At 66.0% G+C, this 13853-nt stretch carries 13 protein-coding genes and 1 tRNA gene; 8 read left to right on the forward strand and 6 right to left on the reverse strand.

Annotation, left to right across the window (positions count from 1 at the left end; translation table 11 throughout):
* Positions 1-40 precede the first annotated feature (40 nt).
* Entirely contained in the window at positions 41-625 is a 585-nt protein-coding gene (gene epsC / locus QNN98_RS10520) for a serine O-acetyltransferase EpsC (protein WP_227911673.1), read from the forward strand.
* Positions 626-715: 90 nt separating this feature from the next.
* On the opposite strand, the gene gnd is transcribed toward epsC, so the two are convergent.
* From gnd to QNN98_RS10550, 6 genes are all read right to left on the reverse strand, one after another.
* Complete coding sequence (gene gnd, locus QNN98_RS10525; protein WP_283997001.1) at positions 716-2191, reverse strand: NADP-dependent phosphogluconate dehydrogenase; 1476 nt, start codon at positions 2189-2191, stop codon at positions 716-718.
* Positions 2192-2316: 125 nt separating this feature from the next.
* Positions 2317-3180 (reverse strand): serine hydrolase, encoded by an 864-nt coding sequence (locus tag QNN98_RS10530; protein ID WP_227911675.1) that lies wholly within the window; start codon positions 3178-3180, stop codon positions 2317-2319.
* A 211-nt stretch (positions 3181-3391) separates the two neighbouring features.
* Positions 3392-3467 (reverse strand) — tRNA-Val (locus QNN98_RS10535).
* Between the two features lie 84 nt (positions 3468-3551).
* The gene (locus QNN98_RS10540; protein WP_283997002.1) at positions 3552-4523 is read right to left on the reverse strand and encodes an NAD-dependent protein deacetylase; all 972 of its coding nucleotides are present in this window, start codon (positions 4521-4523) and stop codon (positions 3552-3554) included.
* Entirely contained in the window at positions 4520-4990 is a 471-nt protein-coding gene (locus QNN98_RS10545) for a redoxin domain-containing protein (RefSeq protein WP_227926105.1), read from the reverse strand. Before QNN98_RS10545 ends, QNN98_RS10540 begins: the two co-directional genes overlap by 4 nt.
* Positions 4987-5406 (reverse strand): DUF3052 domain-containing protein, encoded by a 420-nt coding sequence (locus QNN98_RS10550; RefSeq protein WP_227911678.1) that lies wholly within the window; start codon positions 5404-5406, stop codon positions 4987-4989. Before QNN98_RS10550 ends, QNN98_RS10545 begins: the two co-directional genes overlap by 4 nt.
* A 290-nt stretch (positions 5407-5696) precedes the next feature.
* On the opposite strand from QNN98_RS10550, the gene aceE reads away from it, so the two are divergent.
* From aceE to fabF, 7 genes are all read left to right on the forward strand, one after another.
* Positions 5697-8441 (forward strand): pyruvate dehydrogenase (acetyl-transferring), homodimeric type, encoded by a 2745-nt coding sequence (aceE, locus tag QNN98_RS10555; RefSeq protein ID WP_231700587.1) that lies wholly within the window; start codon positions 5697-5699, stop codon positions 8439-8441.
* Positions 8442-8453: 12 nt separating this feature from the next.
* Entirely contained in the window at positions 8454-8672 is a 219-nt protein-coding gene (locus QNN98_RS10560; RefSeq protein WP_283997003.1) for a hypothetical protein, read from the forward strand.
* A gap of 60 nt (positions 8673-8732) precedes the next feature.
* On the forward strand, positions 8733-9962 hold the full coding sequence (locus tag QNN98_RS10565) for a PucR family transcriptional regulator (RefSeq protein ID WP_283997004.1): 1230 nt from the start codon (positions 8733-8735) through the stop codon (positions 9960-9962).
* A 109-nt stretch (positions 9963-10071) separates the two neighbouring features.
* The gene (locus QNN98_RS10570) at positions 10072-11025 is read left to right on the forward strand and encodes an ACP S-malonyltransferase (protein WP_227911681.1); all 954 of its coding nucleotides are present in this window, start codon (positions 10072-10074) and stop codon (positions 11023-11025) included.
* Positions 11022-12083, forward strand: coding sequence for a beta-ketoacyl-ACP synthase III (locus QNN98_RS10575; protein ID WP_283997005.1), 1062 nt, complete (start codon positions 11022-11024; stop codon positions 12081-12083). The genes QNN98_RS10570 and QNN98_RS10575 overlap by 4 nt, the downstream gene beginning before the upstream one ends.
* A gap of 116 nt (positions 12084-12199) precedes the next feature.
* The gene (locus QNN98_RS10580) at positions 12200-12445 is read left to right on the forward strand and encodes an acyl carrier protein (protein WP_055240832.1); all 246 of its coding nucleotides are present in this window, start codon (positions 12200-12202) and stop codon (positions 12443-12445) included.
* Positions 12446-12532: 87 nt separating this feature from the next.
* Entirely contained in the window at positions 12533-13768 is a 1236-nt protein-coding gene (fabF, locus tag QNN98_RS10585) for a beta-ketoacyl-ACP synthase II (protein WP_227926101.1), read from the forward strand.
* The last annotated feature ends 85 nt before the right edge of the window (positions 13769-13853 follow it).

Consider the following 13853-nt stretch of genomic DNA (forward strand, 5'->3'; position numbering starts at 1 on the left):
CGCCCCCGGCGGGGCGGTACCCCCGAGCAGAAAGCCCTCTGTGAGTCTGTTAGCCCGACTACGCGAAGACCTCGACGCCGCCGCATCGCATGATCCGGCGGCCAGGGGTTCGCTCGAAAACCTCGTTGTATATTCCGGCCTGCACGCCATCTGGATGCACCGGCTGACCCACCGCATGTGGGCCCGGCCCGGGCTTCGCTTCCCGGCACGGGTGCTGTCGCAGCTGGCACGGTTTGCCACCGGCATCGAGATCCACCCCGGTGCCACCGTGGGCCGCAGGTTCTTCATTGACCACGGCATGGGAGTGGTGATCGGCGAGACCGCCGAAATCGGAGATGATGTGATGCTCTACCACGGGGTCACCCTGGGCGGCCGGTCACTGGCCAAGGTCAAGCGGCACCCGACCATCGGCGACGGTGTCACCGTTGGGGCAGGTGCGAAGATCCTGGGTCCGGTGACCATCGGAGCCAACAGTGCCGTGGGTGCCAACGCCGTTGTGGTCAAGGATGCGCCGGCGGATTCAATCATCACCGGCATCCCGGCCAAGTGGCGCCACCGGGACACCAAAATGACGCAGCCGGCCGTGGACCCGGCGGAATACGTGGATCCGGCCATCTACATCTAAGCCGTAAGTTCCGGAACAGGTCAGGTCCGGGACAAAGAGAAGGCCCGCAGCATTGCTGCGGGCCTTCTGCGTTTAATCAGGTTCCTGCTGCTAGTGCGTGTCTACAGCGTCGACCACGGCGCGGTCCACGCCCCCCGTGTCTACTGCTTCGACCTCGGCGCGGTCCTCGCCCCACATGGTGTGGAAGGTGCCCTCGGTGTCTACCCGGTGGTAGGTGTGCGCACCGAACAGGTCCCGCAGCCCCTGTGTCAGCGCCGCCGGCAGGCGCTTGCGGCGCAGGCCGTCGTAGTAGGCCAGGGAGGAGGAGAACACCGGCACCGGAATGCCCAGCTGCACGGCTACGGAAACCACGCGGCGCCAGGCCGGAACGGCGGCGGCAATGGACTCCGCGAAGGCCGGAGCGAACAGCAGGTTGGCCGGAGCCTCACCGTCGGCGTAGGCCTTCATGATGTCATCGAGCAGTTCGGCACGGATGATGCAGCCGGCACGCCACAGCGAGGCGATTTCGTCCAGCTTCAAGTCCCAGCCGTATTCCTTGGCAGCGGCGCCCAGCATGTCGATGCCCTGGGCGTAGCTGACCAGCTTGGAGGCGTAGAGCGCCTGCCGGACATCTTCCACAAACGTGTCGGGGAGCTCGACGGCGGATTCCCGGCCTTCAAGCGTTCCCTGCGCGATGGCGCGCTGGTCGCGCTGGGAAGACAGGGCCCGCGCAAAGACTGACTCGGCGATGGCGGAGACCGGTGAACCCAGGTCCAGGCCGGAGACCACGGTCCAGCGGCCGGTGCCCTTCTGTCCCGCGGAATCCACCACTACGTCCACGAACGGCTTGCCCGTTTTCGCATCGACGTGGCCGAGGACCTCGGCGGTGATCTCGATCAGGAAGGAGCTCAGCTGCCCGGTGTTCCATTCGGTGAAGATCTTGGCCTGCTCGGCGGGTTCAATCCCGGCGGCCGAACGCAGAAGGTCGTAAGCCTCGCCGATTACCTGCATGTCGGCATACTCAATGCCGTTGTGGACCATCTTCACGAAGTGGCCGGCGCCGTCGGTGCCGATCCAGGTGCAGCATGGTTCGCCGTCGTACTTCGCGGCGATCTTTTCCAGCATGGGGCCCAGGGAGTCGTAGGACTCGCGGGAGCCGCCGGGCATGATGGACGGGCCCAGGAGGGCACCTTCCTCGCCGCCGGAAACGCCGACGCCCACGAAGTGCAGGTCCTTTTCGGCCAGGGCTGCCTCGCGGCGGCGGGTGTCCTCATAGTGCGAGTTGCCGGCGTCGATCACAATGTCGCCCGGCTCCAGCAGGGGAACCAGCTGGTCAATAACGGAGTCCACGGGCCCGCCGGCCTTGACCATGATCAGTACCCGGCGCGGCTTCTCCAGGTTGTCCACCAGTTCCTGCAGTGACTCGGTGCGGATAAAGTCGCCTTCATCGCCGTGCGCTGCCAGCAGGGCATCGGTTTTTTCGATGGAACGGTTGTGCAGGGCCACCGTGTAACCGTTGCGGGCGAGATTGCGGGCAAGGTTAGCGCCCATGACGGCAAGGCCGGTTACACCAATTTGTGCACTCAAGTTCTCTCCAAGGATCTTTCGGGTGCCCAGCGGGCACGGGGCCGGCGCGGGCTGACCTGCGCCGTGTTCAGGCTCCAGCCTATGCTTCTTGGCCGCCTTGCCGCCACATGGTGCCCGACGCGCCGCTAACGCCGGTAGCCGTTGATCACCGAGGCAGCCCCCTCGACAACGTCTATCCCGGCGTCAAGCGTCGAATTGCGGGAACTGAGCACAACAATGCTGTAGTCCTTATCCCAGCCGCGCACGATACCGGCGCTGCCGACGTTCCACACGGCGTCGTCGTCCTGCAGCCAGCCGTTCTTCAGCGCCACCTGGGCCTCATCGGTTCCGGCACTGACTCCCCAGCTCTGCTCCGGGCACACGTTTTCCATCAGGGACACCGCAAAGGCCAGCAGGTCCGGGTCCAGCCAGTCGGCGCCGCAGGCGGCGGTCCGGATGATCCTCAACTGGTCCTCAACGCTGGTTTCGGTGGCACCCCATGTCTCTCCCGCTTCGGTGTCCCGGACGCCGATCAGTTCATAGGTGCGGTTCAGTTCGGGCCGTCCGCCCAGCATGCCGTACAGCGCCGTGGTGGCATCGTTGTCGCTGTACTCGATCATCTGCACCGCCAGCGCCTCCTCCTCCTCGGTGAAGCTGCGCTGTTCTTCGCTGGCTTCGCGGACCAGGGTCAGGAGGATGGGTACCTTTACGAGGCTGGCTTCGAGGTAACGGGCTTCGGGGTTGTAGCTCCAGGACTCACCGGTACCGTTGTCCAGCACCGCCACGGAGATATCCGCGTCCCGCTCCTCTGCCAGCTGGTCGAGGGCCGCAGACAGGGCCGCAGCGTCGGCGGATTCGGGCTGCCCCGCCGGAGCCGCCGCCGCGGCCGGCGGGGGCACTACAGCCGGAGCGTTTGCCCCGGTAGCCGGGTGTCCGGCGCAGCCTGCGGCGGACAGCAGAATCAGTACAACCGCCGCTGCGCCCGCGAAGGAGTTCGCCTTTGCCGCCATTCCACCACCTCTTCCGCCTGCGTGAACCATTCCGAGGACCCTCACCGGGGCCGGGGATCCTACCTAACCAGATGTAGCACCGGAGTTTTAAAGTTTCCTGAGTTGTGCCCCGTGATGCTGCACGGGGCGCGCCGCCGGTGGGGAGGGTCAACTTAACGCAAAAAACCGCCGTTGTCCTCCGCAATTTCTGCGAAAGGCAACGGCGGCCGCTTGGTGGGTCCTACCGGGATCGAACCGATGACATCCACGGTGTAAACGTGGCGCTCTACCAGCTGAGCTAAAGACCCTCAAGAGGTGCTGCCGGTCCGGGAGGATTCCCCCGCGGGCCCTGCATCACGAGGAATTACATTACCGCAAGATCCGGACGCTGCCTAATCGGCGGTTCCGGAGGAGGGCTGTTCCGGTGCGGTCCCGGCCGGCGGCAGGTCCGGAAGGTTTTGGGCGAGCCAGGTCAGGGCAGTGCTCACACCCATGTCGATCTTCAGGTCGGCCAGCGGGTCCCCCCGTGTCGTGCCCCGGTTAACGATCACCACGGGTTTGCCGGCCTTCGCGGCGTAACGGACAAAGCGCAGTCCGCTCATCACTGTCAGGGACGAGCCGGCAACGAGCAGCGCACCGGCCGCGTCCACCACTGCAAACGCCTCGGCCACCCGGTCCTTGGGTACGTTCTCCCCGAAGTACACAAAGTCCGGCTTGAGCATCCCGCCGCAGACCGGGCAGTCTGCCACGACAAAGTCATCCGTATCGGCAATCTCGGCGTCGGCGTCAGGAGCAATTCCGCCGTCGGACCGTACCCGCTCGAGGTACCCCGGATTCAGTTCCTGCAGCAGTACCGCCACGTCGGCGCGGGAGAACTCGGTGCGGCAGTTCAAACACACCACCCGGTCATAGCGGCCGTGCAGGTCAATGACATTCTCGCTGCCGGCATCGGTATGCAGCCGGTCCACATTCTGGGTAATCAAGCCCGAGAGCAGGCCCCGGCGCTCGAGCCGAACCACGGCGGCATGCCCGGGATTCGGCACCGCATGGCGCAGGTGGTGCCAACCGATATGGTTTCGCGCCCAGTATCTCCGGCGGAGGTCCGGGTCGCCGACAAACTGCTGGTAGGTCATGGGATTCCGCGGCGGGGCGTCCGGGCCGCGGTAGTCCGGGATGCCGGAATCGGTACTGAGGCCGGCGCCGGTCAGCAGGGCAATGCGCCGTCCGCCGAGATAGCCGGCAGCGCGTTCCAGCTGCCGCTCTTCTTCCGCGCTGGGCTCAGGCACCGCTTCGAGCGCGCTGCCGCTGGCGAAACCGGTCAGCCCCAGCCCGGGGCGGGGTTCTTCCTCACGCTGTACGCTCACAGTGCCTCCAGGGCGTTCCGGTACTGCTGAAGCGGGCGCTCTTCACCCGGCGCGGAACGGATGAGCGCCTTAACGCTGCCCGATCCGTCAATCACAAAGCTGGCACGTTCTGCCAGGCCCTGCGCATCATTAAAGGCTCCGTAAGACCGCGCGGTGGCGCCGTGGGGCCAGAAATCCGAAAGCAGGTCGAACTCGAAACCCTCCTGTTCAGCCCAGGCACGCAGGGTGTATCGCGAATCACACGAGACCGCCAGCAGCCGAACGTCCGCATCTTCAAACAGTGCCCGCTCGCCCTGCAGCGCTGCCAGCTCACCGCGGCACACCCGGGAGAAAGCAAACGGGAAGAACACCACCACGACGCCGGAACCCCGAAGGCCGGTGAGGCTCACCTGCTCGCCGAACTGGTTCGGGAGAATGAAATCCGGAGCCGCAGCACCTACCCGGGGCAGGCCTGCGAGCTTCGTCACTTCTTGCGTCGGCTCACCAGGCGGGTGGCGGCCCAGTCCTCGCATACCGCGGGGGACGTGGTCACGTGCAGGCCCGCAGTGGGTGCGGCTTCCTCGATGTCTGCCGGCGGTACGTAGCCCTCCCGGCCGGACTTGGGGGTCAGGACCCAGACCACGCCGCCGTCGTCGAGGGTTGTCAGTGAGTCAACCAGCGCGTCCACAAGGTCGCCGTCGTCTGACCGCCACCACAGGACAACACCGTCCACTACGTCGTGGTCATCTTCGGTGAGCAGCTCGCCCCCGATGAGGTCCTCGAGGTTTTCGCGGAAATCGAAATCCACGTCCTCGTCGTAGCCGAACTCCTGAACCAGGTCCCCGTCCTTGAAACCCAATCTGCTCGCCACGTTTTCCTCAGTGACGGCTTCGGCCTCGCTCACTTCACTCCTCCTGGTTGACTGCATAAATACAAGGGAATCACACATTTGCCGGATTCGCGCGGTCTAAGAGTCAACGAAACACCGAAATACGGCAGCGGACAAGGCCCGGAGGCGGGTACGCCTTCAGCGATGCGGCCCAAGGCAGGCTACGCAACATCGGCGGCGCGGGACTAGAGTGGAAGAAAAGCAGATTTGGGCGCCCAGGCGCGCATACGCGCAAGCGACGATCCGGCGGACAACAGCCGGGTCCACACGAAGAATCTGGCAGACACAATCTGTACAAAGAGAGGTTGGCCGTGGCCGCAGAAGACACAACGGACATCCTGAGCGGGTTAACAAACCAGCTACCGGACCGTGATCCTGAGGAAACCGCAGAATGGATCGAGTCGCTCGACGAGCTGATCCGTTCGCAGGGCACCGAACGCGCGCAGTACATCATGCGATCGCTGCTCCAGCGTGCCGGTTCCCAGAGCGTGGGCGTGCCGATGGTAACCACCACCGACTACGTCAACACCATCCCCGTGGACCAGGAACCTGAGTTCCCCGGCGACGAAGAGATTGAACGGCGTTACCGCGCCTGGCTGCGTTGGAATGCGGCCATCATGGTGCACCGGGCGCAGCGCCCGGGCATCGGCGTCGGCGGCCACATTTCAACCTATGCCGGCGCGGCAACCCTGTACGAAGTCGGCATGAACCACTTCTTCCGGGGCAAGGACCATCCGGGCGGCGGAGACCAGATTTATTTCCAGGGTCACGCTTCCCCCGGTATGTACGCGCGCGCCTTCCTCGAGGGCCGGCTGTCCGAAGAGGACATGGACGGTTTCCGCCAGGAGAAGTCCCGCGAGGGCCACGCCCTTTCCTCCTACCCGCACCCGCGCAGCATGCCGGACTTCTGGGAGTTCCCCACGGTGTCCATGGGTATCGGCCCGATGAACGCCATCTACCAGGCGCAGTCCAACCGTTACCTGCACAACCGCGGCATCAAGGACACGTCCGAGCAGCACGTCTGGGCCTTCCTGGGCGACGGCGAAATGGACGAGCCGGAATCGCGCGGCCTGCTCCAGCTCGCCGCAAATGACAAGCTGGACAACCTGACCTTCGTCGTCAACTGCAACCTGCAGCGCCTCGACGGCCCGGTCCGCGGCAACGGCAAGATCATGCAGGAACTGGAAGCCTTCTTCCGCGGCGCCGGCTGGAACGTCATTAAGGTTGTCTGGGGCCGCGAGTGGGATGACCTGCTGCAGCGTGACAAGGACGGCTCGCTGGTGGAAATCATGAACTCCACCCCCGACGGCGACTACCAGACCTACAAGGCCGAGTCCGGCGGTTTCGTCCGCGACCACTTCTTCGGCAAGAGCCCGGAAACCAAGGAACTCGTCGCCAACCTGACCGACGAGGAAATCTGGAACCTCAAGCGCGGCGGGCACGACTACCGCAAGGTCTACGCCGCCTATAAGGCCGCTATGGAGTTCAAGGGTGCCCCCACGGTCATCCTGGCCCACACGGTCAAGGGCTACGGCCTGGGTACGCACTTCGAGGGCCGCAACGCGACCCACCAGATGAAGAAGCTGACCCTGGATGACCTGAAGGCCTTCCGCGACCACCTGCGGATCCCCATCAGCGACGAACAGCTTGAAGCCGATCCGTACACCCCGCCGTACTACAACCCGGGTCCCGACGCTCCGGAGATCAAGTACATGCTGGAGCGCCGCCGCGAACTGGGCGGCAACGTCCCCGAGCGCCGGGTCAAGCACGAGCCGGTGCATCTGCCGGACGAAAAGGCCTACGAAGTAGCCAACCGCGGCTCCGGCAAGCAGCTGGCAGCCACCACCATGGCCTTCGTCCGCCTGCTCAAGGACCTGATGCGGGACAAGGAATTCGGCAAGCGCATTGTGCCGATCATCCCCGATGAGGCCCGCACCTTCGGCATGGACTCGTTCTTCCCCACGGCGAAGATCTACAACCCCAAGGGCCAGAACTACCTGTCCGTGGACCGGGACCTGGTCCTGGCGTACAAGGAATCCCCGCAGGGGCAAATTGTGCACGTGGGCATCAACGAGGCCGGTTCCATTGCCGCGTTCACCGCTGCGGGCACGTCCTACGCCACGCACGGTGAACCGCTGATCCCGGTCTACGTGTTCTACTCGATGTTCGGGTTCCAGCGCACGGCCGACTACATTTGGGCAGCCACCGACCAGATGGCCCGCGGCTTCCTGATCTCGGCTACCGCCGGCCGCACCACCCTGACCGGTGAAGGCCTGCAGCACGCTGACGGCCACTCGCCGATCCTGGCCTCCACCAACCCCGCGGTGAAGACCTACGACCCGGCCTACGGCTACGAGATCGGGCACATCGTGCGCCACGGCCTCGAGGAGATGTACGGACCGGATTCCAAGGATCCGAACCTCATCTACAACATCATGGTCTACAACGAGCCCATCCAGCAGCCCAAGGCCCCCGAGGACCTTGACGTTGAGGGCATCATCAAGGGCATCTACCTGCTCGCGCCGGCGAAGATCGACGGGCCCCGCACACAGCTGCTGGCCTCCGGTGTTGCCGTGCCGTGGGCACTGGAAGCCCAGAAGCTGCTGGCTGAAGACTGGGGCGTTTCGGCCGATGTCTGGTCCGTAACTTCTTGGAACGAGCTCCGCCGCGACGGCCTTGCCGCCGAAGAGGAAGCGTTCCTGAATCCCGGTTCGGAGCCCCGCGTGCCGTTCGTGACCCAGCAGCTCGCCGGGGCCACCGGTCCCATCGTGGCGTCCACGGACTACATGAAGGCCGTCCCGGACCAGATCCGCCAGTTCCTGCCGAACGAGTTTGCCACCCTTGGCGCCGACGACTTCGGTTTCGCGGACACCCGCGCAGCAGCACGGCGCTACTTCAAGATCGACAGCCACTCCATGGTGGTGCGTGCACTCGAGATGCTCGCGCGCCGCGGCGAAGTCGACGCCAATGCCCCCAAGGAGGCCATTGAGAAGTACCACCTGCTGGACGTCAATGCCGGCACCAGCGGAAACGCGGGCGGCGACGCCTAAGCGCAGCACCGGATGACGCCTCAGAAGGGCGTCATAAAACGAAGGAACCGCCGCACCCGCGGCGGTTCCTTCGCCTTTAAAGCTCCGTGCGGTCATGCTCCCCCACACCGGGTCAGCAACCGGCTTCGGCAGAACTACGCCCGGGTCTCCCTGCCGGCTACGCTCACCGAGCTGGCCGCCGCTTTGGAGGGTGTCTACACCAATGGCGTGAAGCCCAAGCTGCCGGCCTAGCGAAGTTGTAGCCTTCACACAAAATGGTGGTTCGGGTACGCAGGCCGTAAGCTCGCTGGTATGCCAGTCAGTCCCCGCACGTCCGCTTCCTCGACGCAGAAGCCGCCGGCCGCAGACCAGTCCACCGTGGAGCGCCTGAAGGCCAACATCGGCAAGCTCTCCACGGCGACCCTCCAGCAGCTGGATATTTCGCTGCCCTGGTACCGAGGACTGCGCCCGGACGAACGCTCGGCCCTGGGAATGGTGGCCCAGAAAGGCATTGCCTCCTTTGTGAACTGGTACCAGCGCCCGGCATCCCCGGCCTGGGTGCTCAGCGATGTGTTCGGCACCGCCCCCACCGAGCTCACCCGCTCGATCAGCCTGCAGAAGGCACTGCAGCTGATCCGCGTAGTGGTCCAGGTCGTGGAGGACCGCGTGCCTGAACTGGCTGCCAACGAGGTCCAGTCGAAGCTGCGTGAAGCGGTGCTCCGCTACTCCCGCGAGGTGGCGTTCGCCGCTGCTGACGTTTACGCCCGCGCGGCGGAGACCCGCGGTGCATGGGACACCCGGCTGGAGGCACTGGTGGTTGACGCGATCCTCCGCGGCGAAAGCTCCGACGCGCTGCGTTCCCGCATCGCCGCCGTCGGGTGGACTTCGACGGCGCCGGTCACCGTGATGGTGGGCGGCTCGCCGGCCGAAGCCAACGCCACCTTCGTCAACGAACTGCGCCGGGCTACCGGCCGGCTGGCCGAGGACACCCTCGTGGGCATCCAGGGCGAGCGGCTGATCCTGGTCCTGGGCGGACTGGAAGACAAAGCGTTTTCCTACACCCGGCTCTCGGACCTCTTCGGGCCGGGGCCGGTGGTCTACGGTCCCCCGGCCTCGTCACTGGTAGAGGCGGGCCCGTCCGCACAGGCGGCCTTTGCCGGCCTGACCGCAGCCCGGGCCTGGCCTGCCGCGCCCCGTCCGGTGGCTGCGGACGACCTGTGGCCCGAACGGGTGATGTCCGGCGATGACACCGCACGCAATGCCCTGGTGGAAAGCATCTACACCCCGCTGCTCGGGGCCTCCAACGGGCTGGCGGACACCCTGAGCGCCTACCTCTCGCTGGGCCATTCCCTGGAAGCCACCGCCCGGGAACTCTTCGTCCATGCCAACACCGTCCGGTACCGGCTGCGCCGCGTCTGCGACGTCACCGGCTGGGACCCCATGCTGCCCCGCGAGGCCTTTGTCCTGCAGACCGCACTGGTGGTCGGCCGGCTGGCCCCGGCCGGCAAAGCCACGCCGGAAAAGCCTCCGGCACGCGCCTGAAACTTGTCCAAGCGCCGATCCTGCCTTGTAGACTTCCTACAACCCCGTCCCGGGAGCTTGGTCTACGCAAACACCCGGTCCCGTCCCCTAAGTTTGGAAAGCTGTATACGTGCTTGCAATTGTCTGCCCCGGCCAGGGGTCCCAAACACCAGGATTCCTCGCGCCGTGGCTGGAACTGCCCGGAGTGCGGGAACATCTTTCCGCGCTGAGTGACCTTGCCGGGCTGGACCTCATTGCCCACGGCACGGTCTCCGACGAGGACACCATCAAGGACACCGCGGTGGCCCAGCCGCTGATTGTCGCGGCAGGGCTGATGGCAGCCCGCCTGCTGCTGGACCCGTCGCAGCTGACATCCTCCACCGTGCTGGCCGGACATTCGGTCGGAGAGATCACTGCCTCCGCCCTCGCCGGGGCCCTGCAGGAGAAAGACGCCATGGTTTTCGTGCGGGAGCGCGCCAACGCCATGGCACGCGCCGCCGCCGTTGAGCCCACAGGCATGAGCGCCATCCTGGGCGGGGATCCCGACGACGTCGCCGCCGTCCTGGAAGCCGCCGGGCTCACCGCCGCCAATGCCAACGGCGGCGGGCAGGTCGTGGCTGCCGGAACGCACAACCAGCTGGAAGTCCTCACCGCCGCACCACCGGCCAAGGCGCGCGTGATCCCGCTGAAGGTTGCCGGCGCCTTCCACACCGCCCACATGGCACCGGCCGTCACCGTCCTCGAGGCGCTGCGTTCCTCCCTCTCTCCGCAAGCTCCCCTGCCGACCCTCCTCTCCAACCACGACGGCGCTGCCGTGGTTTCGGGCGAAGCGAACCTCGACAGCCTGATCGCCCAGGTTTCCCGGCCCGTACGCTGGGACCTGTGCATGGAGAACATGCTGGCCATGGGCGTCACCGGGCTCCTGGAACTGCCGCCGGCCGGAACCCTGACCGGGCTGGCCCGCCGGGGCATGAAGGGGGTTCCCACCATGGCCCTGAAATCCCCAGAAGATATATCTGCCGCCCGGGAGTTCATCCGTGAACATTCCGGTGCCGGCGCACCAACCGGAGAAGGTAACGCGTGAGCACGCCCACCCTGAAGCAATCCCCCGTCAACGAGTTCAGCCGGATCCTTGGCATCGGCGCTTTCCGCCCCGACGTCATTGTCAGCAATGACGACGTGTGCCAGTGGATCGACTCCTCGGACGAATGGATCCGCCAGCGTACGGGCATCGTCACCCGGCACCGTGCGGACAAGGGCACCTCGGTGGTGGACATGGCCGAAGCTGCCGGACGGGAAGCGCTCCAGAACGCCGGCATCGACGGCTCACAGCTGGGGGCGGTCATCGTTTCCACCGTGACCCACCCGTTCGCCACCCCGTCCGCCGCCACCCAGATCACTGAACGGCTGGGGGCCACCCCGGCACCCGCCTACGACGTTTCCGCCGCCTGCGCCGGCTACTGCTACGGCGTGGCCCAGGCGGATGCGCTGGTCCGTTCCGGTGCGGCCAACTACGTGCTGGTCATCGGTGTGGAGAAGCTTTCGGACTTCATCGACAACACCGAACGCACCATCTCCTTCCTCCTCGGCGACGGCGCGGGCGCCGTCGTCGTTGGTCCGTCCGAAACTCCGGGCATTGCACCTTCGATCTGGGGTTCGGACGGCAGCAAGTCCGGAGCAATCGGCATGACCCATTCCATGCTTGACGTGCGCGAGCTGTCCCTGGCCGCCGAGGCCGACGGCGGGATGAGCCCCGCGGACCTCGCCGCCCGGGACACCAAGCTCTGGCCGACGCTGCGCCAGGACGGCCAGACCGTGTTCCGCTGGGCGGTGTGGGAAATGGCGAAAGCAGCCCAGCAGGCCCTCGACGCCGCCGGCATCACCGCCGACGACCTGTCCGCCTTCGTGCCCCACCAGGCCAACATGCGGATCATCGACGAAATGGCCAAGCAGCTGAAACTGCCTGACTCGGTCATCATTGCCCGGGACATTGCCGACGCCGGCAACACCTCGGCGGCGTCCATTCCGCTGGCCACCTACCGGCTGCTGAAGGAACACCCGGAACTGAGCGGCAAGCTTTCGCTGCAGATCGGATTCGGTGCCGGGCTGGTCTTCGGCGCGCAGGTAGTTGTCCTCCCTTAGGCTGCACCACCCGCCGTGCGGATCCTTCCGGACCCGCACGGCCCTGAAACCACACCGCTGCGGCGGTTGGAAAACCGGACCGGTCCCGTACCGGCACAACTAGAAAAGGAGCCACCATGGCTAGCAACGAAGAAATCCTGGCCGGCCTCGCCGAGATCGTCAACGAAGAGACCGGTCTGGCCCCCGAAGCCGTTGAGCTGGACAAGTCCTTCACCGATGACCTGGACATCGACTCCATTTCCATGATGACCATCGTGGTCAACGCCGAAGAGAAGTTCGGCGTGCGCATCCCGGACGAAGAGGTCAAGAACCTGAAGACCGTCGGCGACGCCGTGGACTTCATCTCCAACGCCCAGGCGTAACCAGCCGGGGGCCGCCCCCCCGCGGCGGCCGCCCGGTACCGCCGGGATGCCGGCACCCCAACAGCAACTGCTTCAAGAGAGTGAATCATGGCCCGCAAAGTAGTCATCACAGGCCTTGGTGCGACCACGCCTATCGGCGGGGACGTCCCGACCATGTGGAAGAACGCACTGCAGGGTGTCTCCGGCGCCCGCACGTTGGAAGACGAGTGGGTCCAGAAGTACTCCCTGCCCGTCACCTTCGCGGCGCGGGTCACGAATCCCGCCTCTGAAGTCCTTTCCCGCGTAGAAGCCAAGCGGATGGACCCGTCCACCCAATTCGCCGTCGTCGCTGCCCGCGAAGCCTGGGCCGACTCCGGCCTGGAAGATGTGGACCAGGACCGCCTGGCGGTCACGTTTGCCACCGGCATCGGCGGAGTCTGGACCCTGCTGGACGCCTGGGATACTCTCCGCGAGAAGGGCCCTCGCCGGGTCCTGCCCATGACCGTGCCGATGCTGATGCCCAACGGTCCCGCCGCTGCGGTCAGCCTTGACCTTGGCGCCCGGGCAGGCGCCCATACCCCGGTTTCCGCCTGCGCATCCGGTACCGAGGCCCTGCACCAGGGGCTGGAACTGATCCGCTCCGGCAAGGCCGACATTGTGGTGGCCGGCGGTGCGGAGGCCTGCATTCACCCGATGCCCCTGGCTTCCTTCGCCTCGATGCAGGCCCTGTCCAAGCGCAACGACGATCCCGAACGCGCCTCCCGGCCATACGACCGCGACCGCGACGGTTTCGTGATGGGTGAGGGCGCCGGCGCCCTCGTCCTGGAAAGCGAAGAGCACGCCCGGGCACGCGGCGCCCGGATCTACGCCGAACTGGCCGGCACTGCCGTTACTGCTGACGCCTACCACATCACGGCACCTGACCCCGAGGGCCTTGGCGCCACCCGGGCCCTGAAGGCGGCCCTGTTTGATGCGCGCGCCCAGGCGGAAGACGTAGTGCACGTAAACGCCCACGCCACGTCCACCCCGGTGGGTGACAAGCCTGAGTACACCGCGCTGAAGGCCGCCTTGGGCAACGCCCTCGACGGCGTGGCCGTCTCTGCCACCAAGTCCCAGATGGGACACCTGCTTGGTGCCTCGGGTGCGGTTGAAGCGGTCCTGACTGCACTGGCTGTATATGAACGCCAGGCCCCGGTGACCATCAACCTGGACAACCAGGATCCGGAGATTCCCCTGGACGTGGTTACGTCCAGCCGCAAGCTGCGCGACGGCGACATTGTCGCCCTGAGCAACTCGTTCGGCTTCGGCGGGCACAACGCCGTCGCCGTGCTGCGCAACCACTAGGCAACCCCGGTTCCCGTCGGGAAACGAAGCAGGCGTGGGGGGGCCCCGGGGGCCGGGGGGCGGGGGGTGTGGGTGGTGTGGGGCG

Origin of the sequence: Arthrobacter sp. zg-Y1143 (assembly GCF_030125565.1) — a bacterium.
Taxonomy (GTDB): domain Bacteria; phylum Actinomycetota; class Actinomycetes; order Actinomycetales; family Micrococcaceae; genus Arthrobacter_B.

Coding starts and splice junctions, on each gene's coding strand:
- fabF (WP_227926101.1), top strand. CDS start 12,533: ATGGCCCGCAAAGTAGTCATCACAGGCCTTGGTGCGACCACGCCTATC.
- QNN98_RS10580 (WP_055240832.1), top strand. CDS start 12,200: ATGGCTAGCAACGAAGAAATCCTGGCCGGCCTCGCCGAGATCGTCAAC.
- QNN98_RS10560 (WP_283997003.1), top strand. CDS start 8,454: ATGACGCCTCAGAAGGGCGTCATAAAACGAAGGAACCGCCGCACCCGC.
- QNN98_RS10565 (WP_283997004.1), top strand. CDS start 8,733: ATGCCAGTCAGTCCCCGCACGTCCGCTTCCTCGACGCAGAAGCCGCCG.
- QNN98_RS10530 (WP_227911675.1), bottom strand. CDS start 3,180: ATGGCGGCAAAGGCGAACTCCTTCGCGGGCGCAGCGGCGGTTGTACTG.